The sequence below is a fragment of the Microbacterium gorillae genome, assembly GCF_000826185.2.
Taxonomy (GTDB): Bacteria; Actinomycetota; Actinomycetes; order Actinomycetales; family Microbacteriaceae; genus Microbacterium; species Microbacterium gorillae.
In genome coordinates this window covers 157,359-170,707 of sequence record NZ_LN648875.1, presented here as the reverse complement: position 1 = coordinate 170,707, position 13,349 = coordinate 157,359, and the positions used below count along the sequence as shown (strand labels likewise).

Genomic DNA, 13,349 nt, shown 5'->3' with positions numbered 1-13,349 from the left:
GGAATCCCGGGCGGGTCAGCGGAACATCGCCATCGCCGCCCCTTCCGCCTCCGTGTAGCTGCGGCCGGCGTGGTCGAGCGTCTGGTTGAGATGATCGAGTGCCTGATCCACCGTGCGGTCCGCCGCGCGCCACTCCTCCAGCAGTCGCTGGAAGCCGGCCGAGGCCGCTCCGGTCCACGTGCTCTGGAGATCGACCAGCATGATCGCCATCGTGTCCACGTCCTGCCGGATGCGCGCCGCTGTGGCGCGTGCCCGCATCGCCGCCGCGATGACCTCATCACTGTCGACTGAGAAGACTGCCATCTGTCCGTCCTTTCGTTGCCTCGAGGCTACGAAGGCGGCCGCGGTGGCGTGAGCCGCGTCGCACGCGAACGGAGCGGGGCGGGCTCACCCTGCCCTGGGGAGGAGCGGGAGCGGTCGGTCAGGCGGTCGCGATGTCCGGTCGGATCGGCGCGCCGTCCTCATCCAGCGCCAGCCGTTGCAGCGGCTGGGTCGGGATCGCGAGGTGGTCCTGAGGATCGCGCGCGCTGAGCAGAGGGAAGCTGACGCGGAAGGTCGCGCCCCCGCCCGGGGTCTCGGCGACCGCGATCGTGCCGTGCAGACTGTCCACGATCGAGGCGACGATCGACAGTCCGAGCCCGCTTCCCCCGGTCTCACGGGTCCGCGACGTGTCGGCGCGCCAGAAGCGTTCGAAGATCCGCCCGCGAAGTTGTTCCGGAATGCCCTCACCATGATCGATCACGGCGATCCAGCCGTGCTCGTGGGCGTCATCGACACCCACGGCGATCTCAATGGGGGAGTCGTTGGGCGTGTATCGCCGCGCATTGCCGACGAGGTTCGTGACGACCTGGCGGATCTTGTCCTCCTGGCCGGAGACGATCGGCTCGGGCACGATCGGCGGCACCGCGGGCATCGGCGCCGTCTGCGGGGTGAGCTCGGTCGGACCGGTGTCGGTGGCGCGGCGACGCACCAGGCGGCGTCCGAGGCTCGCGATCGCGGCGGTCCCGGGCGCGCGTCGACGACCGGCGGCGTCGGGTTGCTCCTCCGCGACGATGGCCGCATCCCGTGCCGCGGGCACCGGGGAGGCCGTCGTGTCGATGAAGGTCCCCGTGCGATCGGGGGCGGCGGCGCGGACGTCCATCGCGGCATCGCGGGCGATCGGTCGCAGATCCACCGCGGCGAAGACGATGTCGCGGCGCTCGTCCAGCCGGGCGAGCGCGAGAAGGTCCTCGACCAGTGTGGTCATCCGGATCGCCTCCTTCTCGATGCGCTCCATCGCCTGGGCGGTGTCATCCTCCCCGCGGATGGCTCCCATGCGGTACAGCTCGGCGTAGCCGCGAACGGTGACGAGGGGGGTGCGCAGCTCGTGGCTGGCATCGCCGATGAAGCGACGCATCTGCTGCACGGTGGTGTCGCGCTGATCGATCGCCGCGTCCAGACGGCCCAGCATGGTGTTGATCGCCAGCTTCAGGCGACCGACCTCGGTGCGCGGCTCGGCGCCGGGCATGCGCTGGCTGAAGTTGCCGGCGGCGATGGCCATGGCGGTGGACTCCACCTGCCCGAGACGGCGGAACGCGAGGGTCACCACCCACCGGGTGAGCAGGGCCGCGGCGAGCACGGTCAGGGCGGCGAGAGCCAGGTAGATGGTCAGGTACGCGCCGATGTTCGACTCCACCTGCGAGGCCGGCAGCGCGACCACGAGGTAGACGAGCGTGCTGCGGTCCCCGAGCGTGATCGGGACCGATGAGACGGTCGCGCGGAACGCGGTGATGTCTCCATCGGCGTCCGGAAGCCAGAACGCGTCGATGGACTGCTGCGCCACTTTGTCCGGACGCATCTGCGTCGGGAACTGCGGCTGCATGCCGTCGGAGCGGCCGCCGGTCGCCCCCAGCGAGCCGTCCTGCTTGTACAGGGCGACGTAGGGCGGGTTCGTGCCGCTGACCGGAGCGAGTGCGGAGATCGTGACGCTGGACTCGCTCGTCTTGGTCACATCGAACAGCTGGCTGACCAGGTCGCTCGCCGAGGACTGCTTCAGGGAGTCGTCGATCTGCTCGATGAAGCGCTGCTGCAGGAACGGCACGACGCCGAGGCCCGCGGACAGCAGACCGATCGTCAGGATCGCGACCGTGACCCCGGTGATCTTGGCGCGGAGACTGATCCCGCGCCACCACCGAGTGATCGGATCGGAGTGCTCTTCCAGGGCCGACCTACTTGGCGGTCTTGAGCATGTATCCGAAGCCGCGCTTGGTCTGGATCAGCGACTCTTCGGTGTGCGGGTCGATCTTGCGGCGGAGGTAGGAGATGTAGCTCTCCACGATGCCGGCGTCGCCGTTGAAGTCGTACTCCCAGACGTGATCGAGGATCTGCGCCTTGCTGAGCACCCGGTTCGGGTTGAGCATCAGGTAGCGCAGCAGCTTGAACTCGGTGGGGCTGAGGTCGATGGAGGCGTCTCCGACGAAGACGTCGTGCGTGTCCTGGTCCATCGTCAGCTCGCCGGCGCGGATCACGGACTCCTCGTCGGCCTGCATGGTGCGGCGCAGGATCGCCTGGATCCGGGCGACGATCTCATCGAGCGCGAACGGCTTGGTCACGTAATCGTCGCCGCCCGCGTTGAGCCCGGCGATCTTGTCCTCGGTGTCGTCCTTCGCCGTGAGGAAGAGGATCGGCGCGGTGTAGCCGGCCTCACGCAGGCGCTTGGTGACACTGAAGCCGTTCATGTCCGGAAGCATGACGTCCAGAACGATCAGGTCGGGCTCCTCCTCCAGCACGGCGGAGATGGTCTGCGCGCCGTTGGACACGGAACGGGTCTGGAAACCTGCGAAGCGGAGCCCCGTCGTGAGGAGATCCCGGATGTTCGGCTCGTCGTCGACGATCAGAATGCGCGGTGCGGTCATGCCCCCCATTATTGCCAGCGATTCCTATGTAGCGGCAGTGGAACGCGCGGATTGGCCGTATGCCGGCGGCGAACAGGGGTCGGATCGGGGTGAGCGCGTCGTGATGGGCCCGCTGATCAGGACCGCCGTCGCCCGTGCGGTAGCGCCGTCAGGCCGCCGGGGCGAGCGAGTCGGCGTCGAGGATCGTGTAGCTGTAGCCCTGTTCGGCGAGGAACCGCTGACGGTTCTGCGCGTAGTCCTGATCGACGGTGTCGCGGGCGATGAGCGTGTAGAAGCTCGCCGTCGCATCGGTCGACTTGGGCCGCAGCAGCCGGCCGAGGCGCTGCGCCTCCTCCTGGCGTGATCCGAACGACCCCGAGACCTGGATGGCCACGGAGGCATCCGGGAGATCGATGGAGAAGTTCGCCACCTTCGACACGATCAGCACCGAGACCTCGCCGGTGCGGAACTTGTTGAACAGCACCTCGCGCTCGTCCACGGGGGTGGCCCCGGTGATCTTGGGGGCGTCCAGGGCTTCGGCGAGCACGTCGATCTGGTCGAGGTACTGGCCGATCACGAGAATCTGCTCGCCGGCGTGCTTGGCGACCAGGTCCTTGACGGTCTGGATCTTCGCCGTCGCCGTGGCCGCCATGCGGTACCGCTCGTCGTCGGTGGCGGCCGCGTACTCCAGACGTTCGGCGTCCGGCAGGTCGACCCGCACCTCGTAGCAGGCGGCCGGAGCGATGAAGCCCTGGGCCTCGATCTCCTTCCAGGGTGCGTCGAAGCGCTTGGGGCCGATCAGGCTGAACACGTCGCCCTCTCGGCCGTCCTCGCGCACCAGGGTGGCGGTCAGCCCGAGGCGGCGGCGCGCCTGCAGGTCGGCGGTCAGCTTGAACACCGGCGCGGGCAGCAGATGCACCTCGTCATAGACGATCAGCCCCCAATCGAGGGCGTCCAGGAGCGCCAGGTGGGCGTAGGCGCCCTTCCGCTTCGCCGTGAGGATCTGGTACGTCGCGATGGTGACCGGCTTGATCTCCTTGGCCGCACCGGAGTATTCGCCGATCTCGTCCGGCGTGAGCGAGGTGCGCTTGAGGAGTTCGTCGCGCCACTGGCGGGCGCTGACGGTGTTGGTGACCAGGATGAGCGTGTTCGTCTTGGTCTGGCTCATCGCACCCGCTCCGACGAGGGTCTTGCCGGCGCCGCAGGGGAGGACCACGACCCCGGAACCGCCGGTGACGAACGTGTCCACCGCCTGGCGCTGATACGGACGCAGTGCCCAGCCGTCCTCGGCGAGCTCGATCTCGTGCGGGGTGCCCGGCGTGTAGCCGGCGAGGTCTTCGGCAGGCCATCCGATCTTCAGCAGCTCCTGCTTGATCTGACCGCGCGCCCAGGCATCGATGACGTGCGTGTCCGGAGTGGGGTGGCCCACCAGCAGTGGCTGAATCCGCTTGTTGCGTGCGACCTCGGTCAGGACCGCGACGTCGTTGGTGCGGAGGATCAGCTGGCCCTCGGCATCGCGCTCGATGATCAGCCGCCCGTAGCGCTCGACCGTTTCGCGGATGTCGGTGGACACCGACGGCGGCACCGGGAACCGGCTGAAGCGGTCCAGCGTGGCCAGCATGTCATCGGCGGTGTGCCCGGCGGCGCGGGCGTTCCACAGGCCGAGTCGCGTGATGCGGTAGGTGTGGATGTGTTCGGGTGCGCGCTCCAGTTCGGCGAACACCGCCAGCTCGTGGCGGGCGGCGTCGGCGTCGGGGTGTGCCACTTCCAGCAGCACGGTGCGATCGCTCTGAACGATGAGGGGACCGTCGGACATAAGGGTCCATTCTACCGGCGTGCGCCCGGGGACGGGCGACATGTCACCGGATGACGGGTCCGCGACGGGAGGGTCCTCAGCGCACCACGGTGACGTGGGTGATGTGCGACAGCGGCAGGGTGCGTTCCACATCGGCGGCGCGGTCACGTCCGCGGAGGCGTCCGCCACCGAGGCCGGCGGCCTCCAGCAGCAGGGTGCGAGATTCTCCGCCCGGCATCGCGACGGTCACTTCGAGGAGGGCTTTCGCACGAACGGCGGCGTCCAGCTCCCGCATCAACCAGGCGTGTTCGACATCGGTGCCGCCGGACTCCCGCAGACGGGTGACCAGCGCAGCGCTCGCATCGGGGGCGTCGTCCGTCTCCGGCGCGACGCGGCCGCGCTGCAACGGCTCGAACCGGCCGTCGGAATCCACGACCGCGACGGGGTAATGGGCCTCGGCCAGCGCGAGCGCGACCAGGTCCCGGTCCACGCGGGTGCTGAGGCTGCCGACGTCCACGACGAGTCCGAGCGAGCGCAGGGTCTGATCCACCGCGAGCATCTCGCGGAGGGTGTCGTTGGCCGTGCGAACGCGCGTGCGCCCCGACGCGGCATCCGTGCTCACCGTGATCGATCCGTGCCGCGTGGCGGACTCCTGAACCAGGTAGGACAGGGGCTGCGGAACGCCGGTCAGGGACAGCGCGCCGAGGAAGTCGGTGATGCTCGTGGCGCTCTCGCCGTGGGAGAGCGCGTTCTGCACAGACGCCGCGGTGAACCGGTACGTGGACGCCTGCGCGTGCGACTCCCGGACGGCCATGGAGCGCAGCCGCAGGTCCAGTTCGGGGGCGAGCGGGCCCGGAGCGATCACGCTCAGGTCGTTCTGCAGGAACACCCGATCCACTTCGGCGGGAAGGTGCGCGCTAAGGGCTGCGGCATCACCGGCGGCCCACGGTGTGGGAGCGTGAGATGCGGGATCGAACAGTCCGAGCAGGTCCGCGTCCCGGCTCAGCTCCGCAGCGCGCGTCGGCCACGTCGGACTCCACGGGTAGGCGAGAAGCCAGTCGCTGACCGGAGTCCAGGCATCCCCGTCATGCAGCTGTTCCGGGGCGAGAGCGGCCAGACCGAGTGCGAGGGATCGCCAGCGATCCGGGGTCGACGCGTTCAGCCAACCGTGCGCCTGCGCGGTCACCTGCCATTCGCGGTCCACCTGGCGCAGGAGCCCGGCGGCCGCGGCGATCTCGACGAACGCATCGACGTCCTCGGGGGCCGCCACGACGTCCTCCTCGAGAAGTCGACGGCGATCCGCTGCGCCGATCGCGCCCGACCCGATGGTCGCGATCGGGTGCGCGTACGTCGCCAGCAGCAGGTCTGCGACCGCGCTCACGCTGGTGAAGGCGCGCTCGGCGGCGGTGGCGGAGTCGACGCTCGCGACCGATCGGGTGGCGGGCAGATCCGGAACGGGCAGTGTTGCGACGGCCACGCGCACGGCTTCGTACGGTGCACCGTCCGCGCCGATCAGAGCGGCCGACTGGAGCGCCGCTCGGTGAGATTCGGCCACGCTGGGGTCGGCCGTGGCGATGGCCCGCGCCAGGTCGGCGGGGAGGGCGGCGAGCGCATCGGCGACGTGAGTGGGCTCGAGCAGCACTTCGGCGAGGTCGAAGAAGTCTCGCAGCGCCGGGCGGTCGACGATGCCGCGCGCGCGGAGGAGGGCGGCCACCTCGGCGTCCGGCGCGGCCGTGAGGGCGGCGGCGAGCGGGCGCGCGTCGGCGGTCATCGAGGGACGCTCAGCGCTTCCGGTCCGTGGTGCGCTTGGTCGCGCGCGAGCGGCGGACCATGTTGGTGATGAGCAGGATGAAGAACAGCACGACGCCGACCGGCAGACCGTAGGTCATGATGGCGGCCGCGGCGGGCCAGACGCCGTGTTGGAAGTCCTCATGGGTCAGGCCCACGGCGGTGCCGATGATGATCGCGAAGAAACTGATCACGGCGAGCACGATGAGCGTGATCGAGGCCAGCGCCAACCACCGGTCGACGCGCTGGACGGGGGGCTCTTCGGCCGGCTGCGAAGTGTTCATCACCCTCCAGCGTAGTGCGCCCTCGCCCCGGTAGGCTGTCACCGCAGGGGTCTCCTGCTCATCCAGTGGTACCGCCCGTCGGGGCGAGAAGGTCAGCGAGGTGGCGATGCCCAGCGGCAAGGTCAGGTTCTACGACGAGGACAAGGGCTTCGGCTTCATCACGTCGGAGGACGGCCAAGACGTGTTCCTGCACGCCACCGCCCTCCCGGAGGGGGAGTCCGCTCCGAAGCCGGGCTCGCGCGTGGAGTTCGGTGTCGCCCAGGGCAAGCGCGGACTGCAGGCCCTGTCCGTGCGGGTGCTGGACGCCCCCGTCAGCCTGGTCAAGAAGAACCGCAAGCCGGCCGATGACATGGCCGTGATCGTGGAGGACCTGGTCAAGCTGCTCGATGACGTCGGCGGCGACCTCCGTCACGGTCGGTATCCCTCCAGTGGTCACGCGCGCAAGGTCGCGACGGTGCTGCGTAAGGTCGCGGACGAACTCGATGCCTGACTCCGACGAGACCCTGTTCCCCTTCCCGGACCCCGCCGAGGGTGAATCCCCCGAGGTGATCGCCGCCGCTGAGCCCGAGTCCTCGGTGCCGGTCGCGCCGGAGCCCCCGGCTGAGCCGGAAGCGTCGCCTGAGGCCGAGGTGTCGGCTGACGCTGAGGTTCCGTCTGAGCCCGAGGTGCCCATCGAGGACGGCGCCGCGGAACCCGTCGCGACGGAGACCGCCCCGGCGGAGGACACCGCCGTCACGGTTGCGGACGAGCGTCTGCTCGAGGCCCACGACCTCGCCTTGGCCGCCCTGCACGAGATCACCGCGGTGACGAGCGTGGGTGCTCCCGCGGGCCACCGCGTCGAGGCCGACGGGGTCGTGTCGCTGCTGTTCCAGAACAGGCTCGCGGGATACCCGGGCTGGTTCTGGACCGTCTCGCTCGCCCGTGTGGAGGGCGAGGAGCCGACCGTGCTGGAGGCCGAGCTGCTTCCCGGTGAGGCGGCTCTGCTGGCGCCGGACTGGGTGCCGTGGGCCGTTCGCCTCGCCGATTACCAGGCGGCTCAGGCCGCGCAGGCGGCCGACGAGACCGACGACGACCTCGATGATGAGACCGACGATGACGAGTTCGATGACGTCGATGATCTCGACGCCCAGGACTTCGACGAGGACGGCTCGCCGATCCTGCACTCCGGCGATGTGGACGGTGTCGACATCGACTCGATCGATCCCTCGGTGCAGTCCGAAACCGACCTTCAGACCGACGAAGAGGACTCCGAGGACGAGGAGGACTCCGAGGACGACGAAGAGTCGGACGACGACGTGAACGACGACGACTCGGACGACGACGCGGAGTCGCAGGACGGGGCTGCCGGGGGCGAAGGCTCGGACGATGACGCAGACGGTGACCGCGCCGGGGTGACATCCGCCCCGCGATGACCGCCGCATGACGAAGGGTGCGCCTCCCGTGGGAGACGCACCCTTCGTCGTGAGACGGAGCTCAGCTGTGGGCCAGCACGTGGTCGATGCTGCGCAGCAGCTGGCGGACGTCCGCCGGGTCGATCGAGACGAAGGTGGCGATGCGCAACTGGTTGCGACCGAGTTTGCGGTACGGCTCGGTGTCCACGATGCCGTTCTCCCGCAACGTCTGGGCCAGCGCCGCGGCATCGACCGTGTCGTCGAAATCGATGGTCGCCACGACACCCGAACGGTGCGCCGGATCCGCGACGAACGGCGTCGCGACGGCCGAGGCTTCGGCCCACTCGTAGATCGCCGTCGAGGACTCCCCGGTGCGCGCGGACGCCCATGACAGGCCGCCGTTGTCGTTGATCCACCGGACCTGGCTGTCCAACAGGTGCAGGGTGCTGAGGGCCGGCGTGTTCAGGGTCTGGTTCAGGCGCGAGTTCTCCACCGCCGTCTGCAGGCTGAGGAAGTCCGGAATGTAGCGGCCCGACGCGGCGATGCGCGCGATCCGCTCAAGGGCCGCGGGGGAGACCGCGGCCAGCCACAGGCCGCCATCGGAGCCGAAGTTCTTCTGCGGAGCGAAGTAGTACACATCCGTCTCGGCGATGTCGACGGCGAGTCCGCCGGCGGCGCTGGTCGCGTCCACGACCGTCAGCGCGCCGGTGTCACCGCTCACGCGACGTACCGGGGCGGCGGCACCGGTGGAGGTCTCGTTGTGCGGCCACGCGTACACGTCGACACCCTCGATCGCTTCGGGCGCGGCCACGGTCCCGGCCGGCGCGGTGCGCACGTCCGGGGCCTGCAGCCACGGTGCGGCCGCGGCCTTGGCGAACTTGCCGCCGAATTCACCGAAGACGAGGTTCTGCGCGCGCTGATCGATGAGGCCGAACGCCGCCGCGTCCCAGAACGCGGTCGAGCCGCCGTTGCCGATCACGATCTCGTAGCCCTCCGGCAGCGAGAACAGCTCCGCCAGACCCGCGCGAACGGAGCCGACCAGGTTCTTCACGGGCGCCTGCCGGTGGCTCGTGCCGAGCAGGGAAGCGCCGGCGGCGGCGAGCGCCTCCACCTGCTCCGGTCGGATCTTGGACGGGCCGCAGCCGAATCGTCCGTCGGCGGGCAGGAGGTCGCGGGGGATGTCAACGGTCGCCATGTGCCGATTGTAGAGCGGGCACGGCGGCGCCTCCGTCCGGGTGACGCGGGATGACGGCTTCGCCGTCCGGCTGCGGTGTCGGCCGAGCGACTAGGCTGATCGTGCTGATCTTTCGTGACTGTGAGGCGTGATGACGGACCTGATCGACACCACCGAGATGTATCTCCGCACCATTCTGGAACTGGAGGAGGAGAACATCGTGCCCTTGCGCGCACGCATCTCCGAGCGTCTCGGCCACTCCGGACCGACCGTGTCGCAGACGGTCGGGCGGATGGAGCGCGATGGGCTCGTCGTGGTCTCCGACGACCGTCGACTGCAGCTGACCGATGCCGGCCGCGCGAAGGCGGTGGACGTGATGCGCAAGCACCGACTCGCCGAGCGTCTCCTGTCCGACGTGATCGGTCTCGACTGGGCATATGTCCACGAGGAAGCATGTCGCTGGGAGCACGTGATGAGCGAGCAGGTGGAGCGTCGTCTCGTCGAGCTCCTCGGGCAGCCCACCGAGTCCCCCTACGGCAATCCGATTCCCGGCCTCGAACTGATCGGTGCGGAAGCCGTGTCGGGTTTCGAACAGGGAGTCGTCGGCCTGGTGCAGCGGCTCACGGACGCGGGGACGCCCATCACGGGCACGGTGCGGCGCCTGGCCGAACCGGCGCAGGTCGATCCGGAACTGTTGGAGCAGTTGCGCGACGCCGGTGTCCTGCCGGGTGCGCACGGCTCGTATCGGTTCAACGAGGGCTATGTCCTGGTTGAGATGGACGGCATCGAGGACGGGCTGGAGCTGCCTGTGGAGATCGCCGGTCACATCTTCCTCGTCGATGAGCGCTCCTGACACGAAGATGAGAAAACGTGTCCTGACGTGACATCTTCGTAACGTTCGGGTAACGTCGTATATCGTCCACCCCGTCGCAAGCTGGGGTCGGACACCGAGGACGGTGCCTCAGAGGCTCGTTACCGCCCTTGGTTCCAATGCACCACGTGCCAGACGAGTGCCGACGAGCCGCGCCCCACGCGTCGAGGCGACGGAGGAAACCAGCTTTGACCGCAGTGAACGAATCGTCCGAGACGCCCCCCGAGAATGCCGCATCGGACTCCACCCCACCCGTGCCCACCACCCGACGCGCTTCCCGTGCCGCCGCCCAGGTCGCCCCACTGAAGGCCCCGGCCATCCGACGCGAACGCAAGCCCCTGCGCACCGCCGGAATCCTCGTCGCCGTCGTCGGACTGCTCGCCACGGTGGCGCTGCCCGCGTACGGCGCTCTTGAGGGAGCGACCTCGGCCGCCGGTGCCGAGACCACCGAGCGCACCGTCCAGCAGGAGGCGCAGGACTCGGCCCAGAAGTTCGTCGCCGGTTCCGATGCGAAGGACACCGAGGTCGCGCGTGGCAGCTACTCGGCGACCACGCGTGACGAGATCGACAAGAAGAAGGCCGAGGCCGCAGCCCTCGAGCGCGCCAAAGCAGCCGCCGCCGCCGCAGCGGCCAGCTCGTCCTCGTCGTCCGGCTACAACAGCTCGAATGTAGACCTGAACATGACGGCGCCCGGAAGCGGCGAGGTTCGCTGGCCGCTCGCGTCGATCCAGGAGATCGGTGAAGGGTTCATGGCTCGCGGGGGCGAGCACCAGGGAGTGGACTTCGTCGACCCGCAGGGAACCCCGATCTACGCCGCGCACAGCGGTGTGGTCACCGTGTCCAGCGACGGTTACTACGGCTACGGCGTGGCTGTGAAGATCAAGGGCGAGGTCAACGGAGTCACCGTCGAGACCACGTACGGTCACATGCCCTACGGTGCGCGCCTCGTCGAGGTCGGCCAGACCGTGACGGTCGGCCAGCCGATCGGTGCCGTCGGGTCCACGGGCTGGTCCACCGGCCCGCACCTCCACTTCGAGGTCGACATCAACGGTGTCAAGTCGGACCCGCTCGCCTGGCTCCGGGCGAACGCCGGCTGACGAACGACTCAGAAGCACCCCGGGAACCGCACCCTCCGTCGCGGACCCCGGGGTGCTTCGTCGTTGGCGAGTGTGGCAGGACCGGCCGCGTTCAGGTGACAAATCGGTAACGGTCAGTTATCGTTGAGGAGTCCGGGAGCGCAAGCTGGCTCGCGGACACCGTGGAGGGTTCCTCATCGGCTCGTCACCCCCACGGCTCGATCACAATTGACCCGCACAATTGCCCGACGGTGCAGACGAGTCGCACGCCCCACGCGTGGAGGCACGGAGGAATCAGCTTGACCGAAGACAACCATTCGTCCGCGAACGAGCCCGAATCGATGCGCAGCGGCGAGAGTGAGCCCACCGATCGCATCCACGAGTCACCCCTGACGACGTCGATCGGCCGATCTCGCCGTCCTACCGTGTCCGCGCGCCGCGCATGGCGGCCGGCCCGCACCGCCGGCATCCTCGTCGCGGCGGTGGCGATGATGGCCACGGTCGCGCTCCCGGCATACGGTGCCTTCCAGAGTGCGGAGCGCGAGGCGACGACGGACGCAGCTCCGCGCACCCTGCAGCAGGAGGCCGCGGAGGGTGCACAGACATTCCTCTCCGCGTCGGACGTCGCCGATGCGTCGGTAGAGCGTGCGAGCTACACCGCGACCACGCGCACGGAGATCGATAAGAAGAAGGCCGAGGAGGCCGCGGTCGCGCGCGCCAAGGCCGCAGCCGAGGCGTCTGCCGCAGCGGCTGCCAACAAGAACAACGACTCCGACAGCGGTGGTGGCGGCGGTTACGACATCGATCTGAGCATGACCGCTCCCGGGAGCGGCGAAGTGCGGTGGCCCCTGCCCGGCGGCTACACGCTCGGGGATGGATTCCGCAGTCGTGGCGGCAGCCACGAGGGTGTGGACATGCTGATCGCCGGCGGTACGCCGATCTACGCCGCGCACGCCGGGACCGTCACCGTTTCCAGCGAGGGCTATTACGGCTTCGGTGTCGCGGTGGTCATCGAGGGCACGGTCGGCGGCCAGAACGTCGAGACCTGCTACGCCCACATGACGCACGGCACCCGGGTCGTCTCGCAGGGGCAGCAGGTGGCAGCGGGCCAGATCATCGGCCTCGTCGGCAGCACCGGAAACTCGACGGCGAACCACCTGCACTTCGAATTGGCGGTCAACGGCTCGAAGGTCGACGGCTACGCCTGGCTGCAGCAGAACGCCGGCTGATAGCGCCCACGCGACACTGTCTCCGCATGCGTGCGTGAGCGCGGTCTTGTCGCGTCCAGGATCGGCGACACGCCGACTCCCGTTCACCCGCTGGAGGGCAGGCGGTCACCACCGGGGTCTACGCTGTCCCTGACGCCGGAGCACGCGGAGGTGAATCACATGGACGGGTCGCGAAGCACTCGAACCACGAGCGCCGCGCGGAGTGCCGTCCACGGACATCATCATCCGCAGTCGATCTCGACCGCAGAACCGAAGGCGCAGCCACAGACGGCTGCGCCTTTCGTCGTCTGTGCGCCGTTGTCGGCCCGACGGCGTCGCCATGCATCGTGACACCCGGCAACCAGCCGGGCTGAATCGAGAGGACGACGGATGCGAACGTTGGTGTTGAACGCCGGGTACGAGCCCCTGGCGGTGGTCTCGTTCAAACGAGCCCTGCTGCTGGTGATGAACGAGCGCGCGACAGTGATCGAGAAGGTGGACGGACAGCCGGTGTGGGGCACACGAGCCACATACGACCGGCCCGCCGTGATCATCCTGACCCGCTACGTGCGGGTTCCGATGAGTCGGCGCGTCCCGGTCACACGTCGCGGTGTGCTCCGGCGTGACGGCTACCGATGCGCGTACTGCGGCCGCGCTGCCTCGACGATCGACCATGTTCTCCCGCGGTCTCGCGGGGGAGCGGACTCCTGGGAGAACCTCGTCGCGTGCTGTCTGCGGTGCAACAACACCAAGAGCGACCGGACGCCCCAGGAGATGGGGTGGGAGCTGCGCGTGACGCCGCGCCAGCCGCGCGGCGGCGAGTGGACCGTGCGTGGCACCGAGCGCGCGGATCCGGTCTGGAAGCCCTACCTCGCGCACGCGGCCTGAC

The 13,349-nt window shown here is 69.2% G+C and carries 13 protein-coding genes; 6 read left to right on the top strand and 7 right to left on the bottom strand.

Annotated features, from left to right (window positions below; translation table 11 throughout):
* Positions 1–15 precede the first annotated feature (15 nt).
* The 6 genes from BN1193_RS10310 to BN1193_RS10285 all read right to left on the bottom strand — a co-directional run bounded on the left by BN1193_RS10310 (position 16) and on the right by BN1193_RS10285 (position 6,740).
* Positions 16–303 (bottom strand): WXG100 family type VII secretion target, encoded by a 288-nt coding sequence (locus tag BN1193_RS10310; protein ID WP_040166191.1) that lies wholly within the window; start codon positions 301–303, stop codon positions 16–18.
* 118 nt (positions 304–421) lie between these two features.
* Entirely contained in the window at positions 422–2,080 is a 1,659-nt protein-coding gene (locus BN1193_RS10305) for a sensor histidine kinase (protein WP_230206482.1), read from the bottom strand.
* Positions 2,081–2,207: 127 nt separating this feature from the next.
* Positions 2,208–2,894 carry a response regulator transcription factor gene (locus BN1193_RS10300; RefSeq protein ID WP_040166189.1) on the bottom strand — a complete coding sequence of 229 codons (687 nt, stop codon included), beginning with the start codon at positions 2,892–2,894 and terminating at the stop codon, positions 2,208–2,210.
* Positions 2,895–3,042: 148 nt separating this feature from the next.
* Positions 3,043–4,689 (bottom strand): DNA repair helicase XPB, encoded by a 1,647-nt coding sequence (locus BN1193_RS10295; protein WP_040166187.1) that lies wholly within the window; start codon positions 4,687–4,689, stop codon positions 3,043–3,045.
* Between the two features lie 76 nt (positions 4,690–4,765).
* Entirely contained in the window at positions 4,766–6,439 is a 1,674-nt protein-coding gene (locus BN1193_RS10290) for a helicase-associated domain-containing protein (protein ID WP_040166185.1), read from the bottom strand.
* A 10-nt stretch (positions 6,440–6,449) separates the two neighbouring features.
* A complete protein-coding gene (locus tag BN1193_RS10285; protein ID WP_040166184.1) occupies positions 6,450–6,740 on the bottom strand; it encodes a hypothetical protein in 291 nt (96 codons plus the stop codon).
* Positions 6,741–6,846: 106 nt separating this feature from the next.
* On the opposite strand from BN1193_RS10285, the gene BN1193_RS10280 reads away from it, so the two are divergent.
* Positions 6,847–7,230 (top strand): cold-shock protein, encoded by a 384-nt coding sequence (locus tag BN1193_RS10280; RefSeq protein ID WP_040166825.1) that lies wholly within the window; start codon positions 6,847–6,849, stop codon positions 7,228–7,230.
* Positions 7,223–8,152, top strand: coding sequence for a DUF3027 domain-containing protein (locus BN1193_RS10275; protein WP_094770431.1), 930 nt, complete (start codon positions 7,223–7,225; stop codon positions 8,150–8,152). The genes BN1193_RS10280 and BN1193_RS10275 overlap by 8 nt, the downstream gene beginning before the upstream one ends.
* A 61-nt stretch (positions 8,153–8,213) precedes the next feature.
* Here BN1193_RS10275 and serC read toward each other — a convergent pair whose 3' ends face one another.
* A complete protein-coding gene (gene serC / locus BN1193_RS10270) occupies positions 8,214–9,326 on the bottom strand; it encodes a phosphoserine transaminase (protein ID WP_040166182.1) in 1,113 nt (370 codons plus the stop codon).
* Between the two features lie 130 nt (positions 9,327–9,456).
* On the opposite strand from serC, the gene BN1193_RS10265 reads away from it, so the two are divergent.
* From BN1193_RS10265 to BN1193_RS10250, 4 genes are all read left to right on the top strand, one after another.
* Positions 9,457–10,158 carry a metal-dependent transcriptional regulator gene (locus BN1193_RS10265; RefSeq protein WP_040166180.1) on the top strand — a complete coding sequence of 234 codons (702 nt, stop codon included), beginning with the start codon at positions 9,457–9,459 and terminating at the stop codon, positions 10,156–10,158.
* Positions 10,159–10,430: 272 nt separating this feature from the next.
* Entirely contained in the window at positions 10,431–11,273 is an 843-nt protein-coding gene (locus BN1193_RS18490) for a M23 family metallopeptidase (protein ID WP_326845049.1), read from the top strand.
* A gap of 278 nt (positions 11,274–11,551) precedes the next feature.
* A complete protein-coding gene (locus tag BN1193_RS10255; RefSeq protein WP_230206481.1) occupies positions 11,552–12,481 on the top strand; it encodes a M23 family metallopeptidase in 930 nt (309 codons plus the stop codon).
* A 369-nt stretch (positions 12,482–12,850) separates the two neighbouring features.
* Positions 12,851–13,348, top strand: coding sequence for an HNH endonuclease (locus tag BN1193_RS10250; RefSeq protein WP_040166179.1), 498 nt, complete (start codon positions 12,851–12,853; stop codon positions 13,346–13,348).
* Position 13,349 lies beyond the last annotated feature (1 nt).

What these genes read in the sequence shown, in the direction of transcription:
- BN1193_RS10310 (WP_040166191.1), bottom strand. Translation starts at nt 303, where the DNA reads ATGGCAGTCTTCTCAGTCGACAGTGATGAGGTCATCGCGGCGGCGATG.
- BN1193_RS10300 (WP_040166189.1), bottom strand. Translation starts at nt 2,894, where the DNA reads ATGACCGCACCGCGCATTCTGATCGTCGACGACGAGCCGAACATCCGG.
- BN1193_RS10295 (WP_040166187.1), bottom strand. Translation starts at nt 4,689, where the DNA reads ATGTCCGACGGTCCCCTCATCGTTCAGAGCGATCGCACCGTGCTGCTG.
- BN1193_RS10290 (WP_040166185.1), bottom strand. Translation starts at nt 6,439, where the DNA reads ATGACCGCCGACGCGCGCCCGCTCGCCGCCGCCCTCACGGCCGCGCCG.
- BN1193_RS10285 (WP_040166184.1), bottom strand. Translation starts at nt 6,740, where the DNA reads ATGAACACTTCGCAGCCGGCCGAAGAGCCCCCCGTCCAGCGCGTCGAC.
- BN1193_RS10280 (WP_040166825.1), top strand. Translation starts at nt 6,847, where the DNA reads ATGCCCAGCGGCAAGGTCAGGTTCTACGACGAGGACAAGGGCTTCGGC.
- BN1193_RS10275 (WP_094770431.1), top strand. Translation starts at nt 7,223, where the DNA reads ATGCCTGACTCCGACGAGACCCTGTTCCCCTTCCCGGACCCCGCCGAG.
- serC (WP_040166182.1), bottom strand. Translation starts at nt 9,326, where the DNA reads ATGGCGACCGTTGACATCCCCCGCGACCTCCTGCCCGCCGACGGACGA.
- BN1193_RS10265 (WP_040166180.1), top strand. Translation starts at nt 9,457, where the DNA reads ATGACGGACCTGATCGACACCACCGAGATGTATCTCCGCACCATTCTG.
- BN1193_RS10250 (WP_040166179.1), top strand. Translation starts at nt 12,851, where the DNA reads ATGCGAACGTTGGTGTTGAACGCCGGGTACGAGCCCCTGGCGGTGGTC.